The organism is Jeotgalibacillus marinus (genome assembly GCF_040801915.1).
Classification (GTDB): domain Bacteria; phylum Bacillota; class Bacilli; order Bacillales; family Jeotgalibacillaceae; genus Jeotgalibacillus; species Jeotgalibacillus marinus.
The window spans coordinates 272234-297805 of the sequence record NZ_JBFMIA010000002.1 but is presented as its reverse complement, the minus strand read 5'-3'; the positions used below and the strand labels follow the sequence as shown (position 1 = coordinate 297805).

24 protein-coding genes are annotated in these 25572 nt (G+C 36.9%); 17 read left to right on the top strand and 7 right to left on the bottom strand.

Annotation, left to right across the window (positions count from 1 at the left end):
• Positions 1-24 precede the first annotated feature (24 nt).
• The 10 genes from AB1471_RS04450 to AB1471_RS04405 all read left to right on the top strand — a co-directional run bounded on the left by AB1471_RS04450 (position 25) and on the right by AB1471_RS04405 (position 11061).
• Entirely contained in the window at positions 25-1749 is a 1725-nt protein-coding gene (locus AB1471_RS04450; protein WP_367778391.1) for a DUF6798 domain-containing protein, read from the top strand.
• A gap of 325 nt (positions 1750-2074) precedes the next feature.
• Positions 2075-4015 (top strand): asparagine synthase-related protein, encoded by a 1941-nt coding sequence (locus AB1471_RS04445; RefSeq protein WP_367778390.1) that lies wholly within the window; start codon positions 2075-2077, stop codon positions 4013-4015.
• A 16-nt stretch (positions 4016-4031) separates the two neighbouring features.
• Complete coding sequence (locus AB1471_RS04440; protein WP_367778389.1) at positions 4032-4187, top strand: paeninodin family lasso peptide; 156 nt, start codon at positions 4032-4034, stop codon at positions 4185-4187.
• A 254-nt stretch (positions 4188-4441) separates the two neighbouring features.
• The gene (locus tag AB1471_RS04435; protein WP_367778388.1) at positions 4442-6238 is read left to right on the top strand and encodes an ABC transporter ATP-binding protein; all 1797 of its coding nucleotides are present in this window, start codon (positions 4442-4444) and stop codon (positions 6236-6238) included.
• Positions 6239-6592: 354 nt separating this feature from the next.
• A complete protein-coding gene (locus AB1471_RS04430) occupies positions 6593-6706 on the top strand; it encodes a paeninodin family lasso peptide (RefSeq protein WP_367778387.1) in 114 nt (37 codons plus the stop codon).
• Between the two features lie 152 nt (positions 6707-6858).
• Positions 6859-7824 carry an aldolase gene (locus tag AB1471_RS04425; protein ID WP_367778676.1) on the top strand — a complete coding sequence of 322 codons (966 nt, stop codon included), beginning with the start codon at positions 6859-6861 and terminating at the stop codon, positions 7822-7824.
• Positions 7802-8098 (top strand): lasso peptide biosynthesis PqqD family chaperone, encoded by a 297-nt coding sequence (locus tag AB1471_RS04420; RefSeq protein ID WP_367778386.1) that lies wholly within the window; start codon positions 7802-7804, stop codon positions 8096-8098. Before AB1471_RS04425 ends, AB1471_RS04420 begins: the two co-directional genes overlap by 23 nt.
• A 41-nt stretch (positions 8099-8139) precedes the next feature.
• Positions 8140-8586, top strand: coding sequence for a lasso peptide biosynthesis B2 protein (locus tag AB1471_RS04415; protein WP_367778385.1), 447 nt, complete (start codon positions 8140-8142; stop codon positions 8584-8586).
• An 18-nt stretch (positions 8587-8604) separates the two neighbouring features.
• The gene (locus AB1471_RS04410) at positions 8605-9792 is read left to right on the top strand and encodes a nucleotidyltransferase domain-containing protein (RefSeq protein WP_367778384.1); all 1188 of its coding nucleotides are present in this window, start codon (positions 8605-8607) and stop codon (positions 9790-9792) included.
• Between the two features lie 276 nt (positions 9793-10068).
• Positions 10069-11061, top strand: a complete 993-nt coding sequence (locus AB1471_RS04405) for a metallophosphoesterase (protein WP_367778383.1) — start codon at positions 10069-10071, stop codon at positions 11059-11061.
• 82 nt (positions 11062-11143) lie between these two features.
• Here the strand turns inward: AB1471_RS04405 and AB1471_RS04400 are convergent, their stop codons facing one another.
• From AB1471_RS04400 to rluF, 3 genes are all read right to left on the bottom strand, one after another.
• Entirely contained in the window at positions 11144-11827 is a 684-nt protein-coding gene (locus AB1471_RS04400; RefSeq protein WP_367778382.1) for an ABC transporter ATP-binding protein, read from the bottom strand.
• Positions 11828-11839: 12 nt separating this feature from the next.
• A complete protein-coding gene (locus tag AB1471_RS04395; RefSeq protein WP_367778381.1) occupies positions 11840-13252 on the bottom strand; it encodes an ABC transporter permease in 1413 nt (470 codons plus the stop codon).
• Positions 13253-13859: 607 nt separating this feature from the next.
• On the bottom strand, positions 13860-14567 hold the full coding sequence (gene rluF / locus AB1471_RS04390; RefSeq protein WP_367778380.1) for a 23S rRNA pseudouridine(2604) synthase RluF: 708 nt from the start codon (positions 14565-14567) through the stop codon (positions 13860-13862).
• Between the two features lie 248 nt (positions 14568-14815).
• Between rluF and tlp the strand changes: the two genes are divergently transcribed.
• Both tlp and AB1471_RS04380 read left to right on the top strand, forming a co-directional pair.
• The gene (gene tlp, locus AB1471_RS04385; RefSeq protein ID WP_367778379.1) at positions 14816-15037 is read left to right on the top strand and encodes a small acid-soluble spore protein Tlp; all 222 of its coding nucleotides are present in this window, start codon (positions 14816-14818) and stop codon (positions 15035-15037) included.
• A 282-nt stretch (positions 15038-15319) separates the two neighbouring features.
• Positions 15320-16519 carry an NAD(P)/FAD-dependent oxidoreductase gene (locus tag AB1471_RS04380; protein ID WP_367778378.1) on the top strand — a complete coding sequence of 400 codons (1200 nt, stop codon included), beginning with the start codon at positions 15320-15322 and terminating at the stop codon, positions 16517-16519.
• Between the two features lie 173 nt (positions 16520-16692).
• Here the strand turns inward: AB1471_RS04380 and AB1471_RS04375 are convergent, their stop codons facing one another.
• Together AB1471_RS04375 and AB1471_RS04370 are read right to left on the bottom strand one after the other, a co-directional pair.
• A complete protein-coding gene (locus AB1471_RS04375; RefSeq protein ID WP_367778377.1) occupies positions 16693-17370 on the bottom strand; it encodes an HAD family hydrolase in 678 nt (225 codons plus the stop codon).
• 266 nt (positions 17371-17636) lie between these two features.
• Complete coding sequence (locus AB1471_RS04370; RefSeq protein WP_367778376.1) at positions 17637-17879, bottom strand: hypothetical protein; 243 nt, start codon at positions 17877-17879, stop codon at positions 17637-17639.
• Positions 17880-18648: 769 nt separating this feature from the next.
• Here AB1471_RS04370 and AB1471_RS04365 point away from each other — a divergent pair.
• Complete coding sequence (locus AB1471_RS04365; RefSeq protein ID WP_367778375.1) at positions 18649-20019, top strand: aspartate kinase; 1371 nt, start codon at positions 18649-18651, stop codon at positions 20017-20019.
• Positions 20020-20162: 143 nt separating this feature from the next.
• On the top strand, positions 20163-21098 hold the full coding sequence (locus AB1471_RS04360; protein WP_367778374.1) for an arsenic resistance protein: 936 nt from the start codon (positions 20163-20165) through the stop codon (positions 21096-21098).
• A gap of 12 nt (positions 21099-21110) precedes the next feature.
• Here the strand turns inward: AB1471_RS04360 and AB1471_RS04355 are convergent, their stop codons facing one another.
• Positions 21111-21992, bottom strand: coding sequence for a LysR family transcriptional regulator (locus tag AB1471_RS04355; RefSeq protein WP_367778373.1), 882 nt, complete (start codon positions 21990-21992; stop codon positions 21111-21113).
• Positions 21993-22311: 319 nt separating this feature from the next.
• Between AB1471_RS04355 and AB1471_RS04350 the strand changes: the two genes are divergently transcribed.
• The gene (locus AB1471_RS04350) at positions 22312-23631 is read left to right on the top strand and encodes a GntP family permease (RefSeq protein ID WP_367778372.1); all 1320 of its coding nucleotides are present in this window, start codon (positions 22312-22314) and stop codon (positions 23629-23631) included.
• Positions 23632-23681: 50 nt separating this feature from the next.
• Complete coding sequence (locus tag AB1471_RS04345) at positions 23682-24458, top strand: 3-hydroxybutyrate dehydrogenase (RefSeq protein WP_367778371.1); 777 nt, start codon at positions 23682-23684, stop codon at positions 24456-24458.
• Between the two features lie 216 nt (positions 24459-24674).
• On the opposite strand, the gene AB1471_RS04340 is transcribed toward AB1471_RS04345, so the two are convergent.
• The gene (locus tag AB1471_RS04340) at positions 24675-24977 is read right to left on the bottom strand and encodes a hypothetical protein (RefSeq protein WP_367778370.1); all 303 of its coding nucleotides are present in this window, start codon (positions 24975-24977) and stop codon (positions 24675-24677) included.
• Between the two features lie 163 nt (positions 24978-25140).
• On the opposite strand from AB1471_RS04340, the gene AB1471_RS04335 reads away from it, so the two are divergent.
• Positions 25141-25425 carry a hypothetical protein gene (locus AB1471_RS04335; RefSeq protein WP_367778369.1) on the top strand — a complete coding sequence of 95 codons (285 nt, stop codon included), beginning with the start codon at positions 25141-25143 and terminating at the stop codon, positions 25423-25425.
• Positions 25426-25572: the final 147 nt, after the last annotated feature.

The following is a 25572-nucleotide window of genomic DNA, read 5'->3' as shown; positions in this document are numbered from 1 at the left end:
ATATTATGAAAAGGAGAGACTATCATGGAAGGTGGAAAATCCTCAAACTTTATCTTTAATCTTACTTTAATTTTAATTGGATTATTTTCAGTCTTTTTTTATCAAATTGCTTGGGGATGGCCTATTGTTGATAGTTATCCTCAAGTCGAAAGATTATTAGACAGTGATTATTTAAAGAATGACTTCTATACTAATACATTTGAAGAGTTTTCTCCAAGGTTATATATAGCGTACTTTTATATTTATGGTTCATATTTATTTAATATTGATTACACTAATTTTATTGGTTATCTTAATTTACTAAGAATATTTCTACTAACGATTTCTGTGTTTGTATTTTTGAGAGCTCTCTCTGGAAATAAGTATATCGCTTTGATTGGATGCTTTATAGGGTCCGTCTCGTTTTATAGTATACCTAAAACGGTAGCGTGGTTTTTCAGTACACCTGTATTTACTGCGGCGGAGTTTTCATTGATCTTTATTATATTTGGATTGACTCTTATATATAAATCGAAAATTCCCCTAGGATTACTACTGTTTTCAATTGCTATGTTTTTTCATCCTGTTATAACCGCTCATGGTATAGCTCTTGCTGGTATTTTATATATTTCAAAGTATGGATTTAAGCATTTGAAAAACTTAGTTAATATCAGTTCAGTTCTCAGTTTAATTGTATTGATCAGTGTTTTTCTACTAAGTTATCTTCCATATAAGAGTTCTTTAAAGGGACTCGAATTGTTATCTAGCGAAGAGTTCACTCAAATCAATGCAACAATACGACATCCTCATCATTATATTCCATCTGCATTTGGTTTAGAGACATGGTTCATATTTATCCTGTACATCGTAACCTTTTTTTATATGATCTATATGTTAAGAGACCAAATGGCACAGCATATTTATAGATTTCTAAAATATTATTTATTTTTTCTTGGTCTGGCTATGGTAGCAGGATATCTTTTTGTGGAGGTTTATCCTGTAAAATTAATCGTCACTTTAACTCCGTATCGGTTTATGGTATTTTTTTCTTTAATTTATTTATTAGTTTACAGTTCCTATATGCATTACAAGTTCAAGAATAAGGATTATGTATCTTTTTTATTACTCCATATCCCTTTTATCCCGTTTATTACCGAAAACGTAAAAGTATCCACTCTTGCGATAGTAATAGCCTTTTCGTACGCTATTCTAAACGACATTCTATTGAAAAATAATATAAGGCTAAAAATCTATGTTGATGAATATATCTTCGAAAAAATCAACTTAAAATATTTTTACTTGATTCTCATTACAGTTGCAATTGCAGCTTCTTACTTGTTTTTGGATAAAAATTTAAGGTTTAATACTCCCAATATTGATGAAAAAGAAAATGAAATTTATTTATGGCTAAATGAAGAAACGCCAAAGGATGCCACGATACTATCTGAAATTAACGTAGACGATTTAGTAAATCAAAAAATAAGATTACTTGCAAAGAGAGCTATTCCGTCTAGTAAGGATTTTCCTTTTAATGAACAGTATTACAAGGAGTGGAGTGAAAGATATTTAGAGGTGTATGATGGTGTATATGAAAACAAAGGTTATATAGATAACTTAACAGTGGATGAGTTGAATCGAATATCTGAAAAATACAATATTAATTATATTCTTAGAACAAAAAAACTGAACCAAAGTGAATATTTTAAATTAGAGGATACAATACAATTATTTGATAGAAAAATATTTATATATTCTAGAAAAGAAGTGTAGGATATTTCGAATGAACTGAAAAGTAAATGTAATAAAAAAGGATACCACGCCGTTTGTTGGATGGATTAAAAGGAAATACGGTGATCACTACAGGGAATGTTGGATTACCTTTTGACCGTAAACAAGGTTCTTCATATTTGTCGATTTAAATATATTGAAAATTTCGTGAATGTATTGACAAGGTATGAAATAAGTGTAAAATCAAACTATAAATTTCTTTATAAAGAACAAAATAGGGTTATTAATCGAGAAGGATGGAAGTCCTAATTTTTGTATCTGTTTCGTTCTTTTATGAGAACAAATTTTATTAACAAGGGAGCATTATATGAGCGCAATCGCTGGTCTTATTAATACAAACCAAGAACCGATCGCAATTGAATACGGACAAGCAATGATGAGATCTTTGGCTCAGTTTCCTTCGGATGATCGGCAAGTTTTTCATAAGAAAAATGTATTCATGGGGTGTCATGCGCAGTGGATTACACCAGAGTCCGTTGGAGAACAGCTTCCCTATTATGACTATGATCGGCACTTGATTATTACAGCCGATGCGATTATCGATAATCGTGAGGAGCTGTTTGAGAGGTTGCAAGTAAAAAAATACGACCGTAATGAAATACCCGATAGCCAATTAATCTTACTTGCTTACGAAAAGTGGGGAGAAGAATCTCCTAAACATCTAATGGGCGACTTTGCTTTTCTGATATGGGATGAAAGAAAGCAAATGCTCTTTGGTGCAAGGGACTTCTCGGGAAGTCGAACCCTTTATTTTTATAATAATCAACAGCAGTTTGCTTTTTGTACAGTTATTAATCCTCTATTTACACTGCCGTATATTAAAAAGCAATTAAATGAAGAGTGGCTGGCTGAATTTTTGGTAATTTCAACTACGGTGGAAGCGGTTGATATGTTTTCAACAGTTTACAAATCCATCCAACAAGTACCTCCTTCACATAGTATTACTGTTGTAGATGGTAAAGTTTTACTTTCAAGATATAACACCATCGAGGTTAAAGATAAGTTAAATCTTAAATCGAATGATGAATATGAAGAAGGGTTTCGACATGTGTTTCAAAATGCAGTAAAGGCTAGGCTCCGTACTCACGGAGAAGTAGGATCACATTTAAGTGGTGGATTGGATTCTGGTTCTGTCGTTAGCTTTGCAGCAAAGGAACTAAAAAAGGAAAATAAACCATTACATACCTTTAGTTATATTCCAGAAGAAAGTTTTAGAGACTGGACTCCTAATTATTATGTGACTGATGAAAGACCATATATACAAGAAACAGTAAACCATGTAGGTAATATATCAGATAACTATTTACGCTTTGAAGGAAAGTGCTCTTTGTCTGAAGTAGATGATTTCCTAGACATAATGGAGATGCCATATAAATTTTTTGAAAATTCTTTCTGGTTAAAAGGAATTAGTCACAATGCAAGACAAAAAGGAGTGAAAGTCCTTTTAAATGGAGCTAGAGGAAACCACTCTATTTCCTGGGGGTCGATGAAATTAACGTACAATTTTTACACAGATTTATTTAAAAAGTTAAAATGGATTCGACTTTTAGATGAATTAGATTCATACTGTAAAAATTTTAGTACGGGTAAGTCAGTTATGGTTCCATTCATTGCAAAAAAAGCATTTCCGGCAGTTTTTACAAAGAACGAAGAACATAATTATCTACCCACATATATCAACCCGTCATTTGCACAAAAAACACATGTCTTTGAAAAGGTAGAGGAACATGGAATTGATACAAGTGGCAGTCCTGTTAATGATTTAACTGAATATAGAAATAATTATTATAAGAAATTGTACGTGTGGAATAAAAGTGGTGTTGTTGGAACGAAATTATCGTTGCGCAATTCATTATGGGACCGTGATCCAACCAACGATTTAAATGTTATACGTTTTTGTTTAGCGTTACCGGAAGAACAATATGTCATAAATGGAATGGATAGATCGATAATACGTAGGGCTATGAAGGATCATTTACCTAATAAAGTTAGACTAAATCAAACAAATCGTGGAATACAAGGAGCCGATGTGGTTCATCGTATGGCTTCAAGTTGGAGTACATTTATCACGGAATTACATGAGCTTACTAATACCTCTATTATCAATGAATTTATTAATGTTCAAGTGGTTAAAGACTCATTATTAAAAATAGGGAATGAACCGAAGCCTGAGTTGGTATTCACTGATGAATTTAAAATTCTAACACGTAGTTTAATTGTTCATCGCTTCTTAAAGCGTTTTAGTTAAGGGGGTGATATAAAAAATGAATAAGTCTTGGGAAAAACCAATGTTGGAAATTATTGATATTAACATGACGTTGAATGGACCAGGAAATGCAAATGCTGATTGTTTTGATGAATCTGAAGGACTTCAAGAGACTCATCCTGGTAGATCAAATGCTAGTTGCTTGGATAGTTAGGAACTAGCTATTAATTTATTTAAGAAAATAGCCCTTTTTCTTTTTGTCGTAAAAGGGCTATTAAAAAGGTGGGTGAGAATATATATCGTTTTTTGCGCTAAATTTTTGTACACGTTTCGATAAAATAACGCCACCATTAGCCTCGTATTATTACATCAAGTAATTGTGTTACCAATACAATCTACCCACCAAAATGCTGATATTGTTGAAGGTGAGAAAGACGATGGAAACACGCACTACCTAGGGGGGGTTAGATGAAAGATGTGGTCTTTTTTTTAAAGCAAATCCATTCTTATGCGGGAAAGATTCTTTATCTAAATCTTGCTGCCATGATCTTAATTGGATTACTTGAAGGCGTAGCTATTTTACTTCTAATCCCGATGATCAGCATAAGTGGGATTATCGATCTTAATGTAGATGGGATTCCCTTTATTGGAATGTTTTCTTTTCTTAAGGCTACTCCGGTCTCAATAGGATTACCAGTTGTATTGAGTACTTTTGTTTTATTGGTTGTGAGTCAAAATTTACTGCAACGAAAAATCTCGATTCGTAATTCGATTATTCAACAAGGTTTTTTAAGATACATTCGAGTGGAGACATATAAAAAACTGATTTATTCAAATTGGAGCTTTTTTGTTGAAAAAAGGAAGTCTGATCTTATTAATATTCTTACTACAGTAATTGGGCGAGCGAGTGCAGGAACTCAGGCAGTTTTGCAATTTATGTCTTCTTTTATTACAACAATTATCCAAATAGTGTTGGCATTTTTACTTGCGCCTACCATCACTATTTTTGTTTTGCTTTGTGGAGTTGTACTCATGTATTTTAATCGGACTTTTTTAAAGCGTTCGTTCGTCTTAGGAAAACGAAACATTAATTTATCAAAAAGTTATATTGCAGGAATTACAGATCAAATGAATGGCATAAAAGATATAAAAAGCAATACACTGGAACATTCAAGGTTGGAATGGTACGAAACGATAACTAAAGATATGGAGTCTGAACAAGTAGAACACATGAAATTAAGATCAACGTCCCAATTATATTATAAAATTGCTTCGGCTTTATTTATTGCTATCTTTGTCTATGCTTCAATTAATTTATTTAACGCTCAAGTTGCTCAACTAATGTTAATTATAGTCATTTTTTCACGCCTTTGGCCAAGGGTGGCGGGAATTCAAGCTTCTCTAGAGCAAATTGCAGCCATTATTCCTTCATTTAAAGAAGTCAAAGCATTGCAAAATGAATGTATGGATTCAGAAGAACTTGAAATAAATGTTAATAGAAAAATTGAACCAATTTCTTTCCAAAATGAGATTGAATGCCGTAATGTTTTTTTTCGCTATAATCAAAATGAACCTGAAAGCACATTAAAAAATATAAATATACTTATTCCATCTTATAAAATGACAGCTTTTGTTGGACGATCTGGGTCCGGTAAAAGTACATTAATTGACCTATTAATGGGGTTGAATCAGCCTGAAAAAGGAGATGTTTTGGTTGATGGTGTTCCCTTATCGAGTGAAAATTTATTGTCATTAAGGCGTGCAATTAGTTATGTACCTCAAGAACCTTTTCTTTTTAACACAACCATAAGAGAAAATTTAACGTTGGTTGAACCGGATGCAAGTGATGAGCAGCTCTGGGAATCATTGGTGTTTGCTTCAGCAGCCGAGTTTGTTGGTAAGCTTCCTCATGGGTTAGATACAATTATCGGTGATCGAGGAATTCGCCTTTCTGGTGGTGAGAGACAAAGGATTGTGCTGGCGCGAGCTATTTTAAGAAAACCATCCATTCTTGTGCTAGATGAAGCAACAAGTGCGCTTGATACAGTCAGTGAAGAGAGAATACAAGAAGCGATTACTCGGTTGAAAGGTAAGATGACCATTGTTGTCATCGCTCATCGATTATCGACAATAAGAAATGCAGATCAAGTCATTGTACTAGACCGAGGGAGAGTTATTCAACAGGGTCATTTTGATCAACTTTCCCAAGAAAAAGGAAAAACGTTCAGCCATTTATTAAGGAAACAAGTTGAATTAGCACCTTAGATATATCAAAACGGAAAATATATTAAATTTTCTGTATACTATTGACAAGAGAGAAAATCAGTGTGAAAATCAAACTATAAAATTCTTTATAAAGAACTAAATGTGATGGTTAACAGGGGTATTCGTTTTTTTTACCTGAGTTGTTCTTTAGAAAGAACAACTATTCTTCATATGATATTTATGAATATAATCGCTGGTCTTAAAAATCGATCGTATTTAATATGGTCAAGCGATGATGAGTTCTTTTGCTCTATTTTCCTTCTAATGGTCAGTAGCCTTTTCAACATAAAATCATTAAAAAGATGATGTGAGAATATGTAAATATTTTAAGGGTATTGCTTGAAGGGAGGTGAAATGGTGAAAAAAGAATGGAAAAAGCCAGAAGTTGAGCTATTGAATGTGCAAATGACAATGGATGGTCGGTGGCCTTGGCCTTGGAGACCCGGTAAACCCGGCGAGGATAGTTAACATATTTAAACATTAATATTTGATACTATACTTAGAATATTTGAATTATCTACTACAGAGCCTCTGTATATTTATTTAAGTATGGAGGCTTCTCTTTCAAAAAAGATTGTTTTTCTTTTTTCTCAAATAGCATTCAGGCCATGCATTTTATAATGTTTATTTTGGAGGAAATAACTGTGAGATTATCTTTTTATAAAGCATTTGGTTTAACGATTTCAAGTGAAGTGAAAATTCGTGGATTACGTGAACTATCGTTTGATCATAACAAAATTGATGTCACCATTAGAAAAGAAGATCTTAATAATTTATGGTTATGTAGATTTGAAGAAAATAAACACTTTTATATAAAGAAGGATATTATTATGTTCGAAATACCGAACGTAGCTATCTTCCTTATAAAAAATGGCTCGGAAATTTATGTATCACCGCATGAATTTTCAAAACAGGATAAAATCTGTCTTTATATTTTAGGAACCTGTATGGGGGCAATATTAATGCAAAGGTTTGTTTTTCCTCTCCATGGTAGTGCAATTGCTATCGGCGAAAAAGCCTATGCCATCGTCGGTGAATCAGGAGCGGGTAAGTCCACACTTGCATCAGCGCTATTAAAGAAAGACTATAAATTGCTGAGTGACGATGTAATTCCAATAACATTGAATGAATCTGGTGTTCCAATTGTTACACCAGCTTATCCACAACAAAAGCTGTGGCTCGAGAGTTTGAACCAATTCGGCATAGAGTCTTCTAAGCTTCGACCGATTATTGATCGTGAAGCTAAATTTGCCGTCCCGGTTGAATCGCAATTTGCTTCAAATACAATGCCACTAGGAGGGGTATTTGAATTAATAAAAACGGACTATGGAAGTATTGAACTCCAGCCAATCAATAATCTCCTACGCTTTCAAACAATGTTTACTCACACCTATCGACCATTTTTTGTTAACCCACTTGGTTTAATGGAATGGCATTTTACTACTTCTTCAAAAATCATCAATCATATCAAACTTTTTCAACTTAGAAGACCACAAGATGAATTTACAGCGCACGAATTAGCTGATTTAATCTTATCGACCATTAAGAAGGAGGCAATTGTACATGAATCATACTCAAATGCTTAGTACAAATCATATAGTCTCTCAAAAACCTGGGAACATAGTAAGTGATATGGATGGAGAAAAAGTTATGCTTAGTGTTAAAAATGGAAAATATTATAACATGGGTGACATAGGCGGGGTGATATGGGAAAGAATGAAAGAGCCGATTGTAATTGATAAGCTCATTACCGAGTTAACTAATATATATGATGTAGCAGTTAGTGTATGTGAAGAACACGTATTAAGCTTCCTCGATCACTTAGCGAAGGAACAGTTGATTCGTGTTACGACTCATTGATAAATCAGTACTAATTCTTCTAGAAAGGAACGTTAAGTATTATGGGAAAGTTTAAGGCTTTTTTCTCATTTAATAGAGAAGTTAAAATGATGTTATTAGAGTCTTATGTTTATTTAGCGAGAGCACGATTAGCGAAGGCCATTCCTTTTTCCAGGGTAGCTCCATTTTTAGGGGAACATATGGCTGAAACAACGTTTAGGGTCAATCCAGCGAACAGAAAGAAGTTGGCCAGTGTATCTCAAACCATTCATATCATGAGTCGTTACACATTCTGGGAAAGTCAATGTTTAGTGAAGGCGATTGCTGCTATGAAAATGTTAGAAAGACGGAACATTGAAAGTACCCTTTATCTAGGAACGGGAAGAGATGATGAGGGGAAGCTAGTAGCACATGCATGGCTGCGGAGTGGTTCTTATTACATTACGGGCTCTGAAGGAAAGGAAAGGTTCACTGTTGTGGGGAAATTCGCCAAATATATTAATCTTTAATAGATAGAAGGGGAGAGAATGGGACAAACATTTTGCCTTGATTCTAGTAAAATATCCAACGAATTAAAGTTTATTCTAGAACTGCTAAAAGCTGATACTGATCAAGCTGTGCATTGTATTAATCCTAATCTAGTTGAAATGATTGATTGGAATTTATTTATCGCTCAAGCCAGGCACCATCGTGTCTATCCTGTTCTTTTATCAAAAGTTAAAGTAATGGATGAAAAGCTTATACCATCATTTGTTGTGGATACTTTATCACGTGAATATAAACAAAATACTTTTAAGATGCTTCACATGAGTGCGGAAATGGAGCAAATCCATCAGTTGTTTGAACAACAATCGATTCGTATGATTTGTTTAAAGGGGCCAATACTTGCAAACGAATTGTACGGTGATCTGTCGTTGAGAACTGCAAATGATTTAGATATTCTCATCCCTATCGAGGATCTGCTAAAAGCAGAAAATCTACTTATAGAGGCGGGTTATCAAAAGGATGACTATATTCAGACGGTACTTAATGATTGGAAATGGAGACATCACCATGTGACGTATTTTCATCCACAAAAAAGAACCAAAGTTGAGGTGCATTGGCGATTGAGCCCCGGACCAGGTAAAGAGCCTAGCTTTTTAGAGTTATGGGAGCGAAAGCAGAAATCCACACTATTCGGTTCTTCTGTTTATTTACTAGGGAAGGAAGACCTTTTTTTCTTTCTTGCTGCACATGGTGCCAGACATGGCTGGTCACGTCTTCGGTGGTTAGTTGATATGAAGCAGCTGATGAAGATGGACCTTGATTGGGTTACGCTACAACAATTATTAAAAAAGTACTATATTCAGCATATAGGTGGGCAGAGTATTGTATTAGCAACACAATTACTAAAGGTACATTATACGAGGGAAATGATGGTGCTATTAAGAACAAAGCGTGCACAAAAGTTAGCACAACAAGCGATTTTTTATATGGAAATTATGATCAATTTACATACCTATCCTGTTCCAGGAGAAGTATCGAAATATCACAAAAAGCATTTATTTTCACTGATGTCAATTCAGCAAAAAAGCCTTCATATCTTAAGTACACTTCATCCGTACCCAGAAGATGTTAAAACATTACCTTTACCCGTTAAATTTCATTTTCTCTACTTCCCTCTTCGTCCAGTGTTATGGATGTGGAGAAAAACGAGGAAACATGCTCTACCTTAGAATGGATTTCTCATTGACGATGATTTTAATACAAATAGATGAGATTTTCTAGAAATCTTAAGAATGGACAAGGCGGAATGAGTTCAGTTGCGAGCGAAGTATGGCTCCGAACGGCTACTCATTTCTTTTTATGTGTCGATCGTTATTTGGACCGATATGCCGGTGCCGAATTCCGTTACCTTTGGCATTTTCTCCATGTAACTCCAACTATATATTCCCCGTAACAGACGTGGTCACACAAAAAATTATTAGTTTGAGAAAATGGGGCGCTCAACATTGAAAAAAACAGTGATAACCCTCTTCATTGTAATTGTAGTTATTATGTTAGCTGCTGTTGTTTTTAGTTATTTTAGTAACAATCGAATTATAATAGAACAACAGGATATTCGAATAAATCAACTCCCAGAAGATTTTGAAGGTTTTACTATTCTACAAATTACGGATCTGCATGAAAAGGAATTTGGGGACGACCAAGAACAACTAATTGCAGCGATAAATTCGCTTCAATATGATGCCATTGTCTTCACTGGCGACCTATTAGATGATACCAGTAGTTTAAATTATGAATCGTTCTATAAATTGATACGGGAGATCAAAAACAAAGAACATGCCCTTTATGTGGCAGGTAATAATGATCCTGAAAATTATATTCTGAGCGCAGAAGGTGTGCTTGAAAAAAGTGAATTCGTCAAGGGAATGGAAGAACAAGGGGTTATGCTTCTGGAATCACTAAACACGATACAAAAAGGGGATGCCGAGCTGCATTTTGTTAATTTTGATCTTTCTATTATGGATCCAGAACATGGATTTCAAGATATTAATGGCAGAGAACAACTATTGATTGAATCTGATGCTCAATATATTGAACATCAAAACGAACGCCTTCAAGATTTTACTATCTTAATGGAGCGGGAGGATGATGTGCTTGTCGCACTTAGCCATTACCCAATCGCTGATGCTCAAATCGATTATTTCGAAGACGCTTCTCAGTTTACGCTTAGAGACTATGACCTAATCATAGCGGGGCATTATCACGGAGGACAAATGCGTCTCCCTTCTTTAGGTGCCCTTTTTGTTCCAGAGGCGTGGAATGAAAGAAACGGTTTGTTGCCTTCACAAGACCGTGTAAAAGGGCTTTGGGAATATCAACAAATCCAACAGTATGTAAGTGCAGGACTTGGCAGCAGTGAGTCTTTTCCATTTTTAAATTTTCGGGTATTCAATCCCCCTGAGATCAATTTATTACGACTCACAAATGAAAAAAAGTAGCGTGAATCCAAATAAATTAGGGTTCACGCTACTTCTTTCATCGTAAGGGCTTAGCAAATCTTTTATATAAAAGAATATGAAACTATGTTTGTTTGTTGTGAATAATTTCAAAATTCCCTTTTGACATTCTTAGCGTCACATCTGAACATTTAGCTATGCTGTGATCGTGTGTAACGACGATGATACATTTATTCTCTTCGTGAGCGAGATGTTGAAAGAGCTTCACAGTTTCACGAGCTGTATCTTCATCTAAATTCCCAGTTGGTTCGTCAGCTATGATCAGGTCTGTTTCACAACAAAGAGCTCGAGCAATCGCGATACGTTGTTGTTGACCTCCACTGAGCGTGAGGACCTTTTGTTTGGCTTGCTCTGGTGAAATACCAACCTTTCGTAACATGTCTAAGGCGATTTCTCTTTTGTTTGTTTTCTTTACTTTTGTGATTTCCATCGCTGTCAAAATATTTTGAAGTGCCGTCATGTAAGGCAATAGATTGTATGATTGAAAGACAATGGATACATACTGATTTCTAAACGTTGAGTAGCCGATAGTTGAGATATCTTGGCCATCAAAGTGGATCATGCCTTCCTTAGGGATGTCTAGGGCACCCGCAAGAGAGAGAAAGGTCGTTTTACCTGATCCAGAGGGACCAACGATGGTATAAAATTTGCCTTTGTCAAACTCAAGGTTCACATTTGAGAAAATAGTTGAACGCTTCTGATCGTTCGAATACCAATAGCCTACATCTTTAAATTGTAATAAACTCATCTACTTAGCCTCCTATTCCTGTTTTGTGAGTATTGTTTTTGGTTGAAGTCTTAGCACAGAAAGAGATGGAATCAAAGTTGAAATTAGAGCAATCATAATCCCAATGACAGCCATTATTCCGAAGTCTTGTGGAGAAATGTTGATTTGAAGTTCATCAATTGCTTCGGCATTATCAGACTCATCACCAAAACCACCACCCACGCTTATCATCATTGTTCCTTGTTCTTGTTGTTCTTGTGATTGTGTTATTTGTTGCTCAAGTAATTGGTCTCCTATCGCCCCAGCGATCATTTGACCACCTACAGAAGCAATTCCAAGTGCTAGTATGGCTACGATTAAAATTTCTGTGGCAAATTGACCAATTAACTTCCATTTTTGTTCACCAAGTGCAAGTAAAACACCCATTTCGTATTTTCGCTCTCGGATTGCCATCATAACGATAAGCCCCATTATAATAGCGCCTGCAATGGCAACTAGATACACGACATTGTTAGTGATTGAGGCAACGTTCTCAATCGGTCCCGTCATTGTCTGATAAGCCTCGTCATGAGCTGATAACGAGTAGAAATCATTTAAATCAGCAGTCGCTTCAGCTTCCTCTAAAAACTCATCTAGTTGAGATGGCTTTTGAAGGTAGTAAACTGCGCTTTGAATCACTGGTTCCTCATTTTCTTGCTCACCAAAACCAAACTCAGGGGCTACTATGTATGGAACATAAAGTCTGTTATATGGATCTAAAACTGGACTACCCGGAAATGGTGATGTCTCCGTTGTTGAATAAATACCGATGATTTCAAGTTCCAAACTTTTTTCTTCGTAAGTGCTTCCGACAGTCAGTGTATCTCCGACTTCTAAATTGTTTAATTCAGCAAGATTTTGCTCTATCATTACTACGTTTTTGTCCATGTGTTCTTCTGTAATAGGTTCTCCTTCTTCTAATACAGCGTCTCCATTTATAAATGAGGGAGATGAATTGGAATCCAACACGCCACTAAGAGTTATTTCAGGTTGTGCAAACTCTTCGCCAGCTATACTTTCTGCCATAACCCCGCCGGATTCTTCATCTTCTTCATCAGGTGAAATAAATTCAAAATCGTCAGCTACAGCAAATCCTTCTGTGAAAAAATTGTATCCCTTTAAAAAGTCTAAAGACGCAATTTTTTTCGCCTCTGATACGGGTACTCCATATATCGGTTCTATATCTTCACCTTTTTGATCTGCATTCATCATCGATTGGTAATCGACACTAAGGGTGACATCTGCTCCTAGCGTTTCTCTGGCTAATTCACTCGATTTTTTGGCTGCACTCTGAATCGCTAATCCAGATAATACAAGCGCAAAAATGGCTGAGAAAATAAAGATTTGCAAGAAGCTTTTTCCTTTTCTTTCCTTCACGCTTAATAAGGCACGTTTTATAAAATTCACTTGTTATCCTCCCCTGATATAGTTTGTTCTATCTGTGTCTTCATTTGATTTAAGACAAATCTATTATTACTAGGCAATATGAAATTTAGATGAAATTAAAATGAAACTAAAATGAAATTTATATAATTTTTTAAATAATTAAGTAGTTACGTTTAAAACCATCGTTTTATGCACGAAAAAAGCCCACCTTTGTTCAGTCGTCTTCAAATTTTTTCCGCGAGCGATTGGACGATTCGGATCGAATAGTAAACCTTAAGTTAATCAGAGAGGACGATCGAGTTGAAACGAGACAGAATCCAAGAAAAATTAGGCTGCCATCTCTCCAAAAGAATTTGGAGAGATGGCAGCCTAAAGGGTGTTTTATATGTGGCTCATATCGCTAGGTATTTGTATAAGATTATAGGTGATGGTACACCTGGTTTTACTGGACTGACATTATAAAAGAAGTTGGCTCGTATCTTAGAGAAAGACTCGCTCTGCGGTTTAAACACAATGGGTTCTATTTTTTACGTAGGCGCCGAATAAGAAATTCAATACTCTCCTTTGGATTGTTTTTTCTTATACTCGTATTAAACCAATCATATCTGTAGTTTGTATGTTTTAATGTTTATCGCTGTTTAGGTTTGTAGTCTAAATCCGTAAATAGTTGATTTCGTTCATGTTCAGTCAAATCACGCCATTTTCCATGTTCGAGCCCTTCTAAATGGATGTTCATGATGCGTATGCGTTTTAAACTGCGTACGCTATATCCAAGACTTGAACACATGCGACGTATTTGACGATTTAATCCTTGCATCAGCGTGATTTTAAACACATGACTTGAGAGTTTTTCGACTTTACACGGAAGCGTTTTTGTATCTAGAATTTCCACACCTTGGGACATTTTTGTTAGAAAATGCTCCGTAATCGGTTGATCAACAGTGACGATATATTCTTTTTCATGCTTGTTCTCTGCACGTAAAATTTCATTTACGATATCGCCGTCATTTGTCAGTAAAATTAATCCTTCTGAGTCTTTGTCCAGGCGTCCTACATGAAAAATGCGTAAAGGATGTTTGACGAAATCTACGATGTTTCCTTTAATATGACGTTCAGTTGTACTTGTGATTCCTACTGGTTTATTTAAAGCAATATAAACATAATCTTGCTCAAGTGTGACAAGGTTGCCATCTACATGAACTTTATCGTTTGACTCTACGCGGCTACCCAGTTCAGCTAGTTCACCATTGATTTTAACTCGACCGTCTGCAATCCATTTATCCGCTCCGCGTCGAGATACAATCCCAGATTCACTTAAATATTTATTTATACGCACTCATAACAACACCTTTTTGCTTATTCTGTGTACTTAAGATAACGCATTTTACTCTACAAATACAACCTTGGTACAAAAGCATAGGCGTCGCACCATGGAATTAGGGGGACGAGTAAATGTGTACATGTTAGTTACTGGGAATTCTGTTTTTACCGCTACCCTTGTATATTTCCTTTCGCTCTAAGGAATAATACAGCCAGTAATAAATGAAAGATTTTTAATAAAATTTGGGAGGCAGGGAAGAGATTATGACACACAACAACACGCCTAAGCCGGATGATCGATCGGATAATGCAGAAAAATTAAAGGATATGGTACAAAATACAATTGGAAATATGGAAGCAGCAGAAGAAACAATGGCTTTTTCAGATGGTAAAGAGAGAGATGCGATTAAGGCAAAAAATGAACGTCGAAAAGAAAGTATTGAAGGTATGCGTAATGAAATAAAGGATGAAATATCACAGGAATAACAAATCGAAAAAAGGGTAGCAAGTCATACTATAACGACTTTTTATGGTTGAAAATTCAAGAGCCAACTTCCTATACCCTAGGAAAGTTGGCTTTTGTTCGATCATTTTTCCTGAACTAAACACCCGTACAACCTTCCTCTGATACTCCAGTTGATTTCATCGTATAAGTAACACTAAAAAAAACTGCCAACTGTAGTCGATTTTTTAGAAGTGGCTTGTTTTTGGGTTTTGAGTATTCACTCACTGGGGATAGTTAAGATATATATTAAGGAGGAATAGGGGATGAGATTACATAATGGAAGCCTGTATTGGCCTGAGACAGAAGTGGATAAAAAGAAATACCCAACACTTGAAGAAGATATCACATGCGATGTTTTGATTGTTGGTGGAGGGGTAGCGGGAGCATTATGCGCCGAAGAATTTTCTCGAACATCACTTAAAACAACCCTCGTTGAAAAAAGTACAATTGGAAGCGGAAGCTCCTCAGCAAATACCGGTTTGCTTCAATATTCCAATGACACGATGCTTCATGAATTCATAGAAGACATCGGTGAAGAGAAAGCCGTACGTTTATATAAATTATGTCTAGAAGCAGTCGAAGAGTTGCAACAAGTCACGGAAACCTTGTCACATACGGTGGAGTTTGTTCGCAGACCAAGTCTATATTACGCAAGTAACAAAAAAGGTGTAGCTAAAATAAAAAAAGAATATAAAGTGTTAAAAAAACATGGGTTTAAAGTAGATCTCTTGGATAAAGAAAAAATAATAGAACTTTATGGTTTTGAAAAACTGGCTGCGATTATGACGTACGGAGATGCCGAGGTTAATCCGTATCGGCTTGTTCGTGCGCTAATCGATAAAGCTCATACACGTAAAGTGAGTATCTATGAACACACTGAAATCAAAGAAGGGGGGACAGATGGTGAGTATGTACGATTTGAATCACCAAAAGGAACCATTTTATCTAAAAAAGTGATTTATTCAACCGGTTATGAAACCGTACCATTTGCAGAAAAATTAGGGGCTGACATAAATCGCACCTATGCGATCACCACTACACCGATAAATGATTTTCCTAAATGGACAAATCGTGAGTTAATCTGGGAAACGAAGCGACCCTACTTTTATATGAGGACAACAGAAGACGGTCGCATCATTGCGGGCGGACTTGATGAGGACAAAAGGGAAGCACCACTTGATGAGGACATCATTAAAGATCGTGGACAAAGGCTATTAGACCGCGTAAAAGAACATTTTCCAGCGTACAACATTGAAGTCTCACATGCATGGGCTGCGAGCTTTGGAGAATCAGATGATGGACTTCCATTTATCGGCCGACATCCTGATAAAGAAAAGGTATATTATTGTCTAGGTTTTGGTGGGAACGGAACCGTCTATAGTAAATTTGGAGCCAAACTACTTTGCCAAATGCTTCACGGTATAGAAAACGAAGATGCAGAGATTGTTCGCTTGTATCGATAAAAAAATTGTTTGTAAAAGTTCACCTAGTAGGAAAAGGTGAACTGTCGTTTGCATTCTTCTTTAACTAACGCAAACGTAAGCTCCTTTCTCATTGGTCCTGTCCCTGCTTGCGTAAAGCAATTGGGGACAGGACGAAAACCCTTGGCAAGAATTCACTGACTTTCTTTATCGCTTCAACGTACGGCGGATCTGTCCCACAATTGAACGATCTCAATCAACTCACTTAATTCATCAATTTCAGCATCAGCCTGCACATTTTGGCTGTACGTATGCTTTTTCCAAACAGCCTTCATTCCAACATGTTGAGCTGCTGAAATGTCTTTTTCTGCATGGTCACCCACAAATATTGCTTCAGTTGACGTGATATCAAGTCGATTCAACGCTCGATTGAAAATCTCTGGATCTGGTTTAGCGCAGCCTTCTTTTACGGAAATTAGGATTTCATCAAAGAACGGTTCAATTCCAAGTCCTTGAATAGATCGAGTTTGGACGAGTTCTAAACCGTTTGTAATCATACCAAGTTTATACCCTTTTTCTCGGAGTGTCTGAAGCATAGTATGTAATCCAGGGTAGGGGATGCAGCTTTCTTGAAAATGGTCTGTGTAGTCCTGTACGAGTAGCTCGCTCGAACAACCACTAATGTTAAATTCTTCAATGAGTTTTTTGTAAACATGCTCTTTCCAAACGTAGCCACGTTCTTCAAGCTCGTTAAATCTTTTTATGAAGGTATTTTTGGGGATGTTTTTTAACCAAGGTTTCAACCTGTCATATTGTCTTTCTAAAAATAAATCTATTGAAGCTTCACGGTCTAATAGGGTGCCATCAAGGTCGAAAACAATTGCTTTAATCATATGCTCCTCCTTTGGATAGTCCCGGAGACAAGAAGGACTATAAACTAAGATAAAACACCATAATCAGCAAGACGTATGGGGGGAGAATCGATAGTCTGAGTGTAAAATCGTTGTTCACTCTTTCTTCATTGCTCAACCTCCATACGGTTTATTTAAGGTTATCACGTTTTATTAAACAGGTGCAACGGAATCCAAGGGAACAGTATAGTGATTACATACGTCCATTCTGTGTCTTCAAGGCGGTCTCCAATGGGGAATGGCTTGCCTTAGCCTATTAAATTGGTGAGAAAATATAGAAATAAAAAAAGACCAAAAGAGCCAAGGTTTGTAAAAAGAACGACAAGCGAAAGCGTTAAATACTCCCCTTTTGATAGGAGAACTCCTGGAACAATAATCCCTATGATAAATAAGACTCCCCAAAAGTGAAGCATAGGATCTGAACTGATTAGCAGATTACCAATAAAAAATAGGTTAGCTAACAAAAATAAAACTAGAATAATTTTTTTCATTTACGCCTCTTTTTCTTTTTTTTCCTAATAATAACATCGATCCCCTAACAGTACTACCTTGATATCACGAGAATATATATAGGTTATAACGAACTCTCTGCCTAAATTATCATGCAGGGAGTTCTAATTAATTTGGGCTGAAACCTTTATAGGTCTTTAGCGATTTAACGTCACCATAGGGAGTGTCCCTATAAATGCTTTACCGCATCAACACTATAGCTTGTTTTTCAAGCGATAACTTTCTGGCCAAAGGTTGCTGCCGAGGGGTAGAACAAGTTTCCTAGTTCCCCTTAATTAAAGTGATGAGCGGAAAATATTTAAAAAAATCAGAAAAATACAACGTAGGAGAATTAATACGTGTATATTCACCCAGGATGAATGTATAATAATCTGTATATTTATTTGTGTTCTCAACTGGACATAAAAAGGATGGCGACTCACAATGTATTTAACAATTACAGAAACAGCAAATACTTTACCCCAATCAACCATATTAGTGCATGAACAGCGTATTGAGCTTCGATTTCATAAGGTATTAATAGTTTGGTAATAATTTGTTCATATGTTGTTGCTACGATAGTGATTCAGTTTGTGATCAATCGCGATCAATTTCGACATATAAAACAAGTAGAAAAGCCCAAAAAGTAGCTTGATGAATGGAGAAATGAGCCTACCCATAAAGAGATGTAAAAGAGGAAGATTAATTATTTTTGAAAATAACGTTTGTATTTAACATTAGGACAAAAATGTGTAAGGGAGTTTTGTCTGCATGAAAGTGGCGAAATTTGGTGGGAGTTCTGTTGCGAACGCTGTTCAATATAAAAAAGTGGCGAATATTATTCTGTCGGATGCAGAGCGTAAAGCTGTTGTCGTTTCAGCACCCGGGAAACGACATAGTGACGACGTGAAAACGACAGATTTACTGATCAACTTAGCTACTAGTATTAACGAAAATGGCTATGATGAAGCGGTTTTCAACGCAATTCTTGACCGTTATAAAGAAATTATTGAAGGTTTAACTTTAGATGATGAGTTACTTAAAAGCATTTCAGATAGCTTGCAAGAAATCATTTCACTATATCGCTATGACGAAGAGCGGTTATTAGATGCACTTAAATCGAGCGGTGAAGACAATAATGCAAAAGTCATGACAGCCTATTTAGTTTCGCTTGGTCAAAAAGCGACTTACATTTCACCAAAAGAAGCGGGATTGATTGTGACAGACGAGCCTGGAAATGCGCAAATTCTACCTGAAGCGTATGAAAAGGTTGCTGAATTACGTAATCGTGAAGGGATTTTAGTTATTCCGGGATTTTTCGGTTATTCGTATCAAGGGCATATAGTAACGTTCCCTCGAGGTGGCTCTGATATAACTGGATCAATCATTGCTGCAGGGATGAACGCTGTTGAATACGAAAACTTTACTGACATTGATTCGATCTATTGTGTCAATCCGAATATGGTTAAGAACCCATGTGCACTAAAAGAAATAACGTATCGCGAAATGCGGGAACTTGCTTATTCAGGATTTTCTATTTTTCATGATGAAGCGCTACAGCCTATCTTTCAAAAAGGAATTCCTGTTTGCGTGAAAAATACAAATCATCCAGAGGCCAAAGGGACAAGAATCGTGTTAGAACGGGAGCTAAATGAAGAACCAGTCATTGGGATTGCAAGTGACGCTGGCTTTTGTAGTGTCAATATTACAAAATATTTAATGAATAGAGAGCTTGGTTTTGGACGTCGTCTGCTGGCTATTTTAGAAGATGAAGGCATATTGTATGAACATACACCTTCTGGAATTGATAATTTGTCTATTATTCTTCGTGAGCATCAGCTTGACAACGGCAAAGAAGAGCGGGTCTTTAATCGAATTCGTCAGGAGTTGCTCGTAGATAATGTGAATATTGAGCGAAATCTAGCCATGATCATGGTAGTGGGCGAAGGGATGAAACATGCAGTTGGCATCGCATCAAAAGCAACACAAGCACTGGTGGATTCAGGCTCAAATATTAAAATGATCAACCAAGGGTCATCAGAGGTGAGTATGGTGTTTGGAGTCGATGGTGATTCGGTGAATCGAGCTGTTAATTGCTTATATAATGTTTATTTTCCGGTACAAGAAAAGACATTCCAGTGAGGGGTGTCTTTTCTTGTGGTGGGGATGGTCCTTACATCCCGAACACAGTAAATTTTAGATCGATTCAGATTTATGGTAAGTGTTAGTATAGTTGATGGAATCATGTCATGATGAAAGAAAAGGTATTGGAGAAGGTGTTTGGAATGAATCTAGTCGAAAAGTTGTATCCGTTATGGATTATAATGGCGGTTGGTGTGGGGGTGTTGCTTGGAGGAGTTTCTAGTGTTCAGCGGATTGCTTTAGAATTCGTGACGCCTCTGCTCATCGCCATGCTCTTTTTCGCATTCCTGCAAATCCCTATGATGCAGATTCGACAAGGATTTTCACACCGTCGATTTGTGTGGAGTAGTGTGACGTTGAATTTTGTTGTGACGCCACTACTTGCTTGGGGATTAGCAGCATTATTTTTAGCAGATTACCCTGCTTTGTGGATTGGCTTTATCATGCTGATGGTGACACCGTGTACAGATTGGTATATCATTTTTACGCAAATGGCGAAAGGGAATGTAGGGCTATCAATGAGTATACTGCCACTAAATTTAGTGATGCAACTCATTCTTTTGCCTTTATACTTCTATCTTTTTACTAGTACTACGGGATTGGTGGAAATGTCATTTGTTTTAGAAAGCATCGTGTTCGTATTGTTTCTTCCATTTATACTTGCACTCATTGTGAAAAGACTTTTTAAAAGAAACCAACATCTGCTAGTGAAAGTAGGGGGCGCACCGATCTTCTTTCTTTGTTTAACGATTGTGGCGATGTTTGCTTCACAAGGGACGTTGCTTTTTAATAATCAATATTTATTAGGAAGGTTGCTTGCTGTCATTCTTTTATTTTTCGTTTTGATGTTCATCATCGGAAGGTTGACTGGAAGGTGGCTTCGTTTTTCGAATGCTGATAAAGCGAGTTTAAATATGACCACGCTCGCACGAAATTCACCGATCGCTTTAGCTATTGCACTCACTGCATTTCCAAATGAACCGTTAATTGCATTCGTATTAATTATTGCACCATTAATTGAGCTACCTGTTTTATCTGTGGTAGCGTTTGCTATTGCATTGTTGGATCGCCGGGAGTAGGTATGTGTTTGCCTATGGTTGTGGCAATGACTTTACAAGTTGAATAAATGCCCTAGATGCATAGGGTACATACCTGTTTTTAGCTAAAATAATGCCGAGTACCCAAGGAAATGAGTTAGTGAGTGAAATCATTTTAACGGGACCATCTTTTACACGATCACAAATTAGCTTTGGCATAAGAGTGACGCCCAAGTTTTTTTCTACCATCCCCACGATGAAATCCCACTGAGAGCTTTCGTACGCAATTTTTGGGGTGAATCCCTCTCTGATACAAACCTCTATCGTTCGACTATTTAATGTAAATTCCTTATTCAATAAAAGGAATGAATCGTCTTTTAATTCAATTAGATCGACCACGTCTCGATCAGCAAGTGGGTGGGATTTATGGATGAGCAATTTGATTTCCTGATGCACAAAAGGGATAACGTCGAATTTTTCTCCGTTGACTGGAAGTAATACAAAACCTAAGTCTATTTCACCGTCCAGAACCTTTTGTTCGACTTTTTTCGCACCGTCTTCAGCGAGCATGACCGTTACAGCAGGATAAGCTTTCTGAAATTCTGCAATAATCGTTGGGAAAAAAAGTGTACTAATAACAGGGGGAATCCCTATTTTAATTTTTCCTTTTTTAAAATTCATTACGTCATACAACGACGTGGACAAATCATCTAGTCCATTCACTACTTTTTGCGCTTGTACAAACACTATTTCACCAGCATCTGTTAAGGAGATTTGCCGAGCAGATCGATCAATAAGGGTGACATCTAACTCATCTTCAAGCCCTTTGACCATTTTACTTAAGGCTGGTTGTGTTACATGCAGTACGCGAGATGCTTTTGTAAAGCTTTTATTTTTTGCTACTTCGATAAAATAACTTAGCTGTCTAATGTCCATTCTAGAACTCTTCCTTTCTATAACTTTTTGTTATAAGTATTATAGCTATTATTCATTTTACCTATTGAAAATGAAAAGGTACACTGTAAATAGTTAATTAGTCATAATTTTCATTTAAATTTTATTTGGTAAAAAAAGAGATGTTCATTTTGAAATGTGTATATACGTCATTTGATAAAGTGATTGAATCCCATGAAGCTTTGTTAAGCGTAAGTGATTGAGTAAAAGAAGAAGCATATTAATCATGGGAAGGCGCTCTCTGCTGAATTTTTTAGTAGAGGGTTTTGTTATAAAAATGCATAACAAGGGTGGAAAAGAAATGTTAAGTATGATCGGGTTAGTCGGCGGACTTATTCTTCTCATCGTATTAACCATGAGAGGCATGAATTTGCTTGTGGCTGGTCCGCTTTGTGCATTAGTAGTTGCACTAATGAGTGGTATGCCGCTATTTCCACAGCTTGTGGAAGAAGGTGGATCGGATTTTCTAACTAATTACATGGATGGATTTTCAAGCTTTATTACCTCCTGGTTTCCAATGTTCCTACTTGGAGCGATTTTCGGAAAAGTAATGGAAGACAGTGGAGGAGCAGACAGTGTATCAAGATGGCTGGTTGGGAAATTCGGTTTAAAACAAGCGGTGCTTGCAATTGTTCTTGCGTGTGCAGTCTTAACTTATGGAGGCGTTAGCTTATTTGTTGTAGCGTTCTCGGTTTATCCAATGGCACTGAGTCTTTTTAAGCGAGCAGACCTTCCGCGACGTTTTATTCCAGCAGCACTTGCGTTTGGTTCAGTAACATTCACGATGACATCCGCTGGGTCACCTGAAATTCAAAATTGGATTCCAATTGACTATTTAGGAACGACTCATTATGCAGGATGGGAAGTCAGTCTAATTGTGGCAGTATTTATGGCTGTGCTTGGTTACTGGTGGTTGAAACGTATGATCAACAAAGCAGTGGCTAAAGGAGAACGATTTGAAGCAAGTGAAAAAGATCCTGTGGTGGAAAATCGTGAACTACCACATCCTTTAATGGGTCTTATACCGTTATTAGTTGTGTTCGTTATTTCGTTTATTTTCCATGATGAGTTAAAAACATCGGCGTTAATAATTGCTTTATTTGGTGGGATTATCGCAACGTATCTATTAAACAGAAAATATTTCTTGAACTTTGGAAATGCGATGTCAGAAGGAACGGTTGGTGCACTGATTGCAATTGGCAATACTGCAGCTGTTGTAGGATTTGGAGGCGTTGCTAAAGCTGTTCCAGCATTCGAAGTAGCAGTTAGTGCAATGACAGGAATTCCGGGAAGTCCGTTAATTGGTGGAGCCATCGCAGTCAGTGTGATCGCTGGTTTAACAGGATCGTCTTCAGGAGGTCAGGTTATCGCTTTACCACTCCTTGCACCTCACTACATCGAGCTCGGAGTTAATACAGAAGCGCTTCACCGTACGCTTGCCATTTCTTCTGGTGCACTAGATTCATTACCACATAACGGCTATGTTGTAACAACCATTCGTGGTGTTTGTGGAGAATCGCATAAAGACGCTTATGGTGCTGTCGGCGTTGTAACAGTTATTGTTCCGTTAATCGGTCTTGTCATTGCGATCGCTCTTTTTTCATTAGGTTTAGGGGTGTAGTCACAAAAAAATAATGTATCGAGGATATTACTGTACAAGGGGGAGTAAACATGGTTGAAAATAAGGTTGTGTTTATTACAGGAGCCGCTAGTGGTATTGGTTATCAAATGGGTGTTGAATTTGCAAAGGATGGAGAGAAAATTGCCTTTACTGATATTAATGAAGACGCGGTAAAAGAGGCTGTTAAGCTTTTAACTGAAGAGGGCTTTGACTGCATCGGTTTGAAATGTGATGTCACGAGTGAAGAGGAAATACAACGTGCAATCGACCAGACAGTTCAGCACTTTGGCAGACTGGACGTATTAATTAACAACGCTGGATTACAACATGTATCAGCTATTGAGGAGTTCCCAACTGAAAAATTTGAGCTATTAACGAAAGTCATGCTTGTAGCTCCATTTATGGCAATAAAGCACGTTTTTCCGATTATGAAAAGACAAGGATATGGTCGTATCATCAACACGGCGTCAATCAATGGGCTTGTTGGGTTTGCGGGGAAAGCTGCATACAATAGCTCCAAGCATGGTGTCATCGGCCTAACGAAAGTGGCGGCATTAGAAGGCGCAGAGCATGGGATCACCGTAAATGCGATTTGCCCAGGGTATTGCGACACACCACTTGTTCGCAATCAGCTCGTAGATTTAGCCGAAAACCGAAATATTTCATTAGAAAGGGTCTTAGAGGAGGTTATTTATCCCCTTGTACCTCAAAAACGTTTATTGTCCGTACAGGAAATCGCTGATTACACAATGTTTTTAGCGAGCGATAAAGCAAAAGGCGTTACAGGTCAGGCTGTTGTGCTTGATGGTGGGTATTCAGCGCAGTAAATAACTAATAAGAGGTCGAGGTCACAGGTGCACTCACTGCATTTCCAAATGAACCGTCAATTGCCTTCGTGTTAATTATCGTAATGTTTGCCGGTGAAAAATTATTTTGTGACTTGATGAAATAATCAATTTTGATCCTGTAATTAAAAACAGAAGCCCCGTTGTGTGGATCACAACGGGGCTTCTGTTTTCATGTTCGAACCATTTCCATTTAATTTAATAATAGCCACCATACCCATAAGGAGATCCATAAAAATATGGGTAAGCGTATGGAGCAAGCAAGAGCCCACCAAATCCAAACGGTCGACCGAAACCGTATGGTCGTCCAAATCCAAACGGTCGACCGAAACCGTATGGTCGTCCAAAACCAAACGGCCGTCCGAAACCGTATGGTCGTCCAAATCCAAATGGTCGACCGAATCCGAAACCGAAACCGAAACCTCCGAAACGTTCATCTGTTGAAGGCTCATCATTTTCATAGGTGTTCACAATAGGTAAAGAATGCAAAGAGGTGTTCATGAGCATCAGCCTCCTAAATGTCTGTTCAATAAAGCATATGCCTATTGATAAAGTGTTTCTTGTGTGAATATCCATGTTTTTAAAAAAAGAAGAAAATGGAGTTAAAATATTCGAATGGGATCTTCGATAAAAAGGGAAACTATATAAAAAAGGGGAGCAGATCATGAATTTTCCTACTATCTATACAAATATTTGGGATGTCTTTTTGGCTGTTCCTCTTATTATTATCACAGTACAAACATTAAAAATAATGTTGAAAATACCTAAAACATACGTACCTTCTTTAGCAACTGTACTGGGTTTGTTTATCTCCATGTTGATCAGTCATAGAGGTGAAATCACGGCAGGAATTTTCATGGGGTTTTTTTATGGAGGAGCAGCAGTTGGAACGTATTCGTCTATTAAAACGACGATTATTTCGTTTCTTAACAAGCGTAATATTAATTGATGCTATTACCTAGGTGATGTATTGGGGACTTTTCCCACAGTACTCTAAACGAACTCCCATTTCAAATTTTGTCAATTAGGACAGACGAAGCTTTGCCGCTTGATTGTGTTTAGCACATTCATTGTGGAGAATTAAAACTTCTTAAAA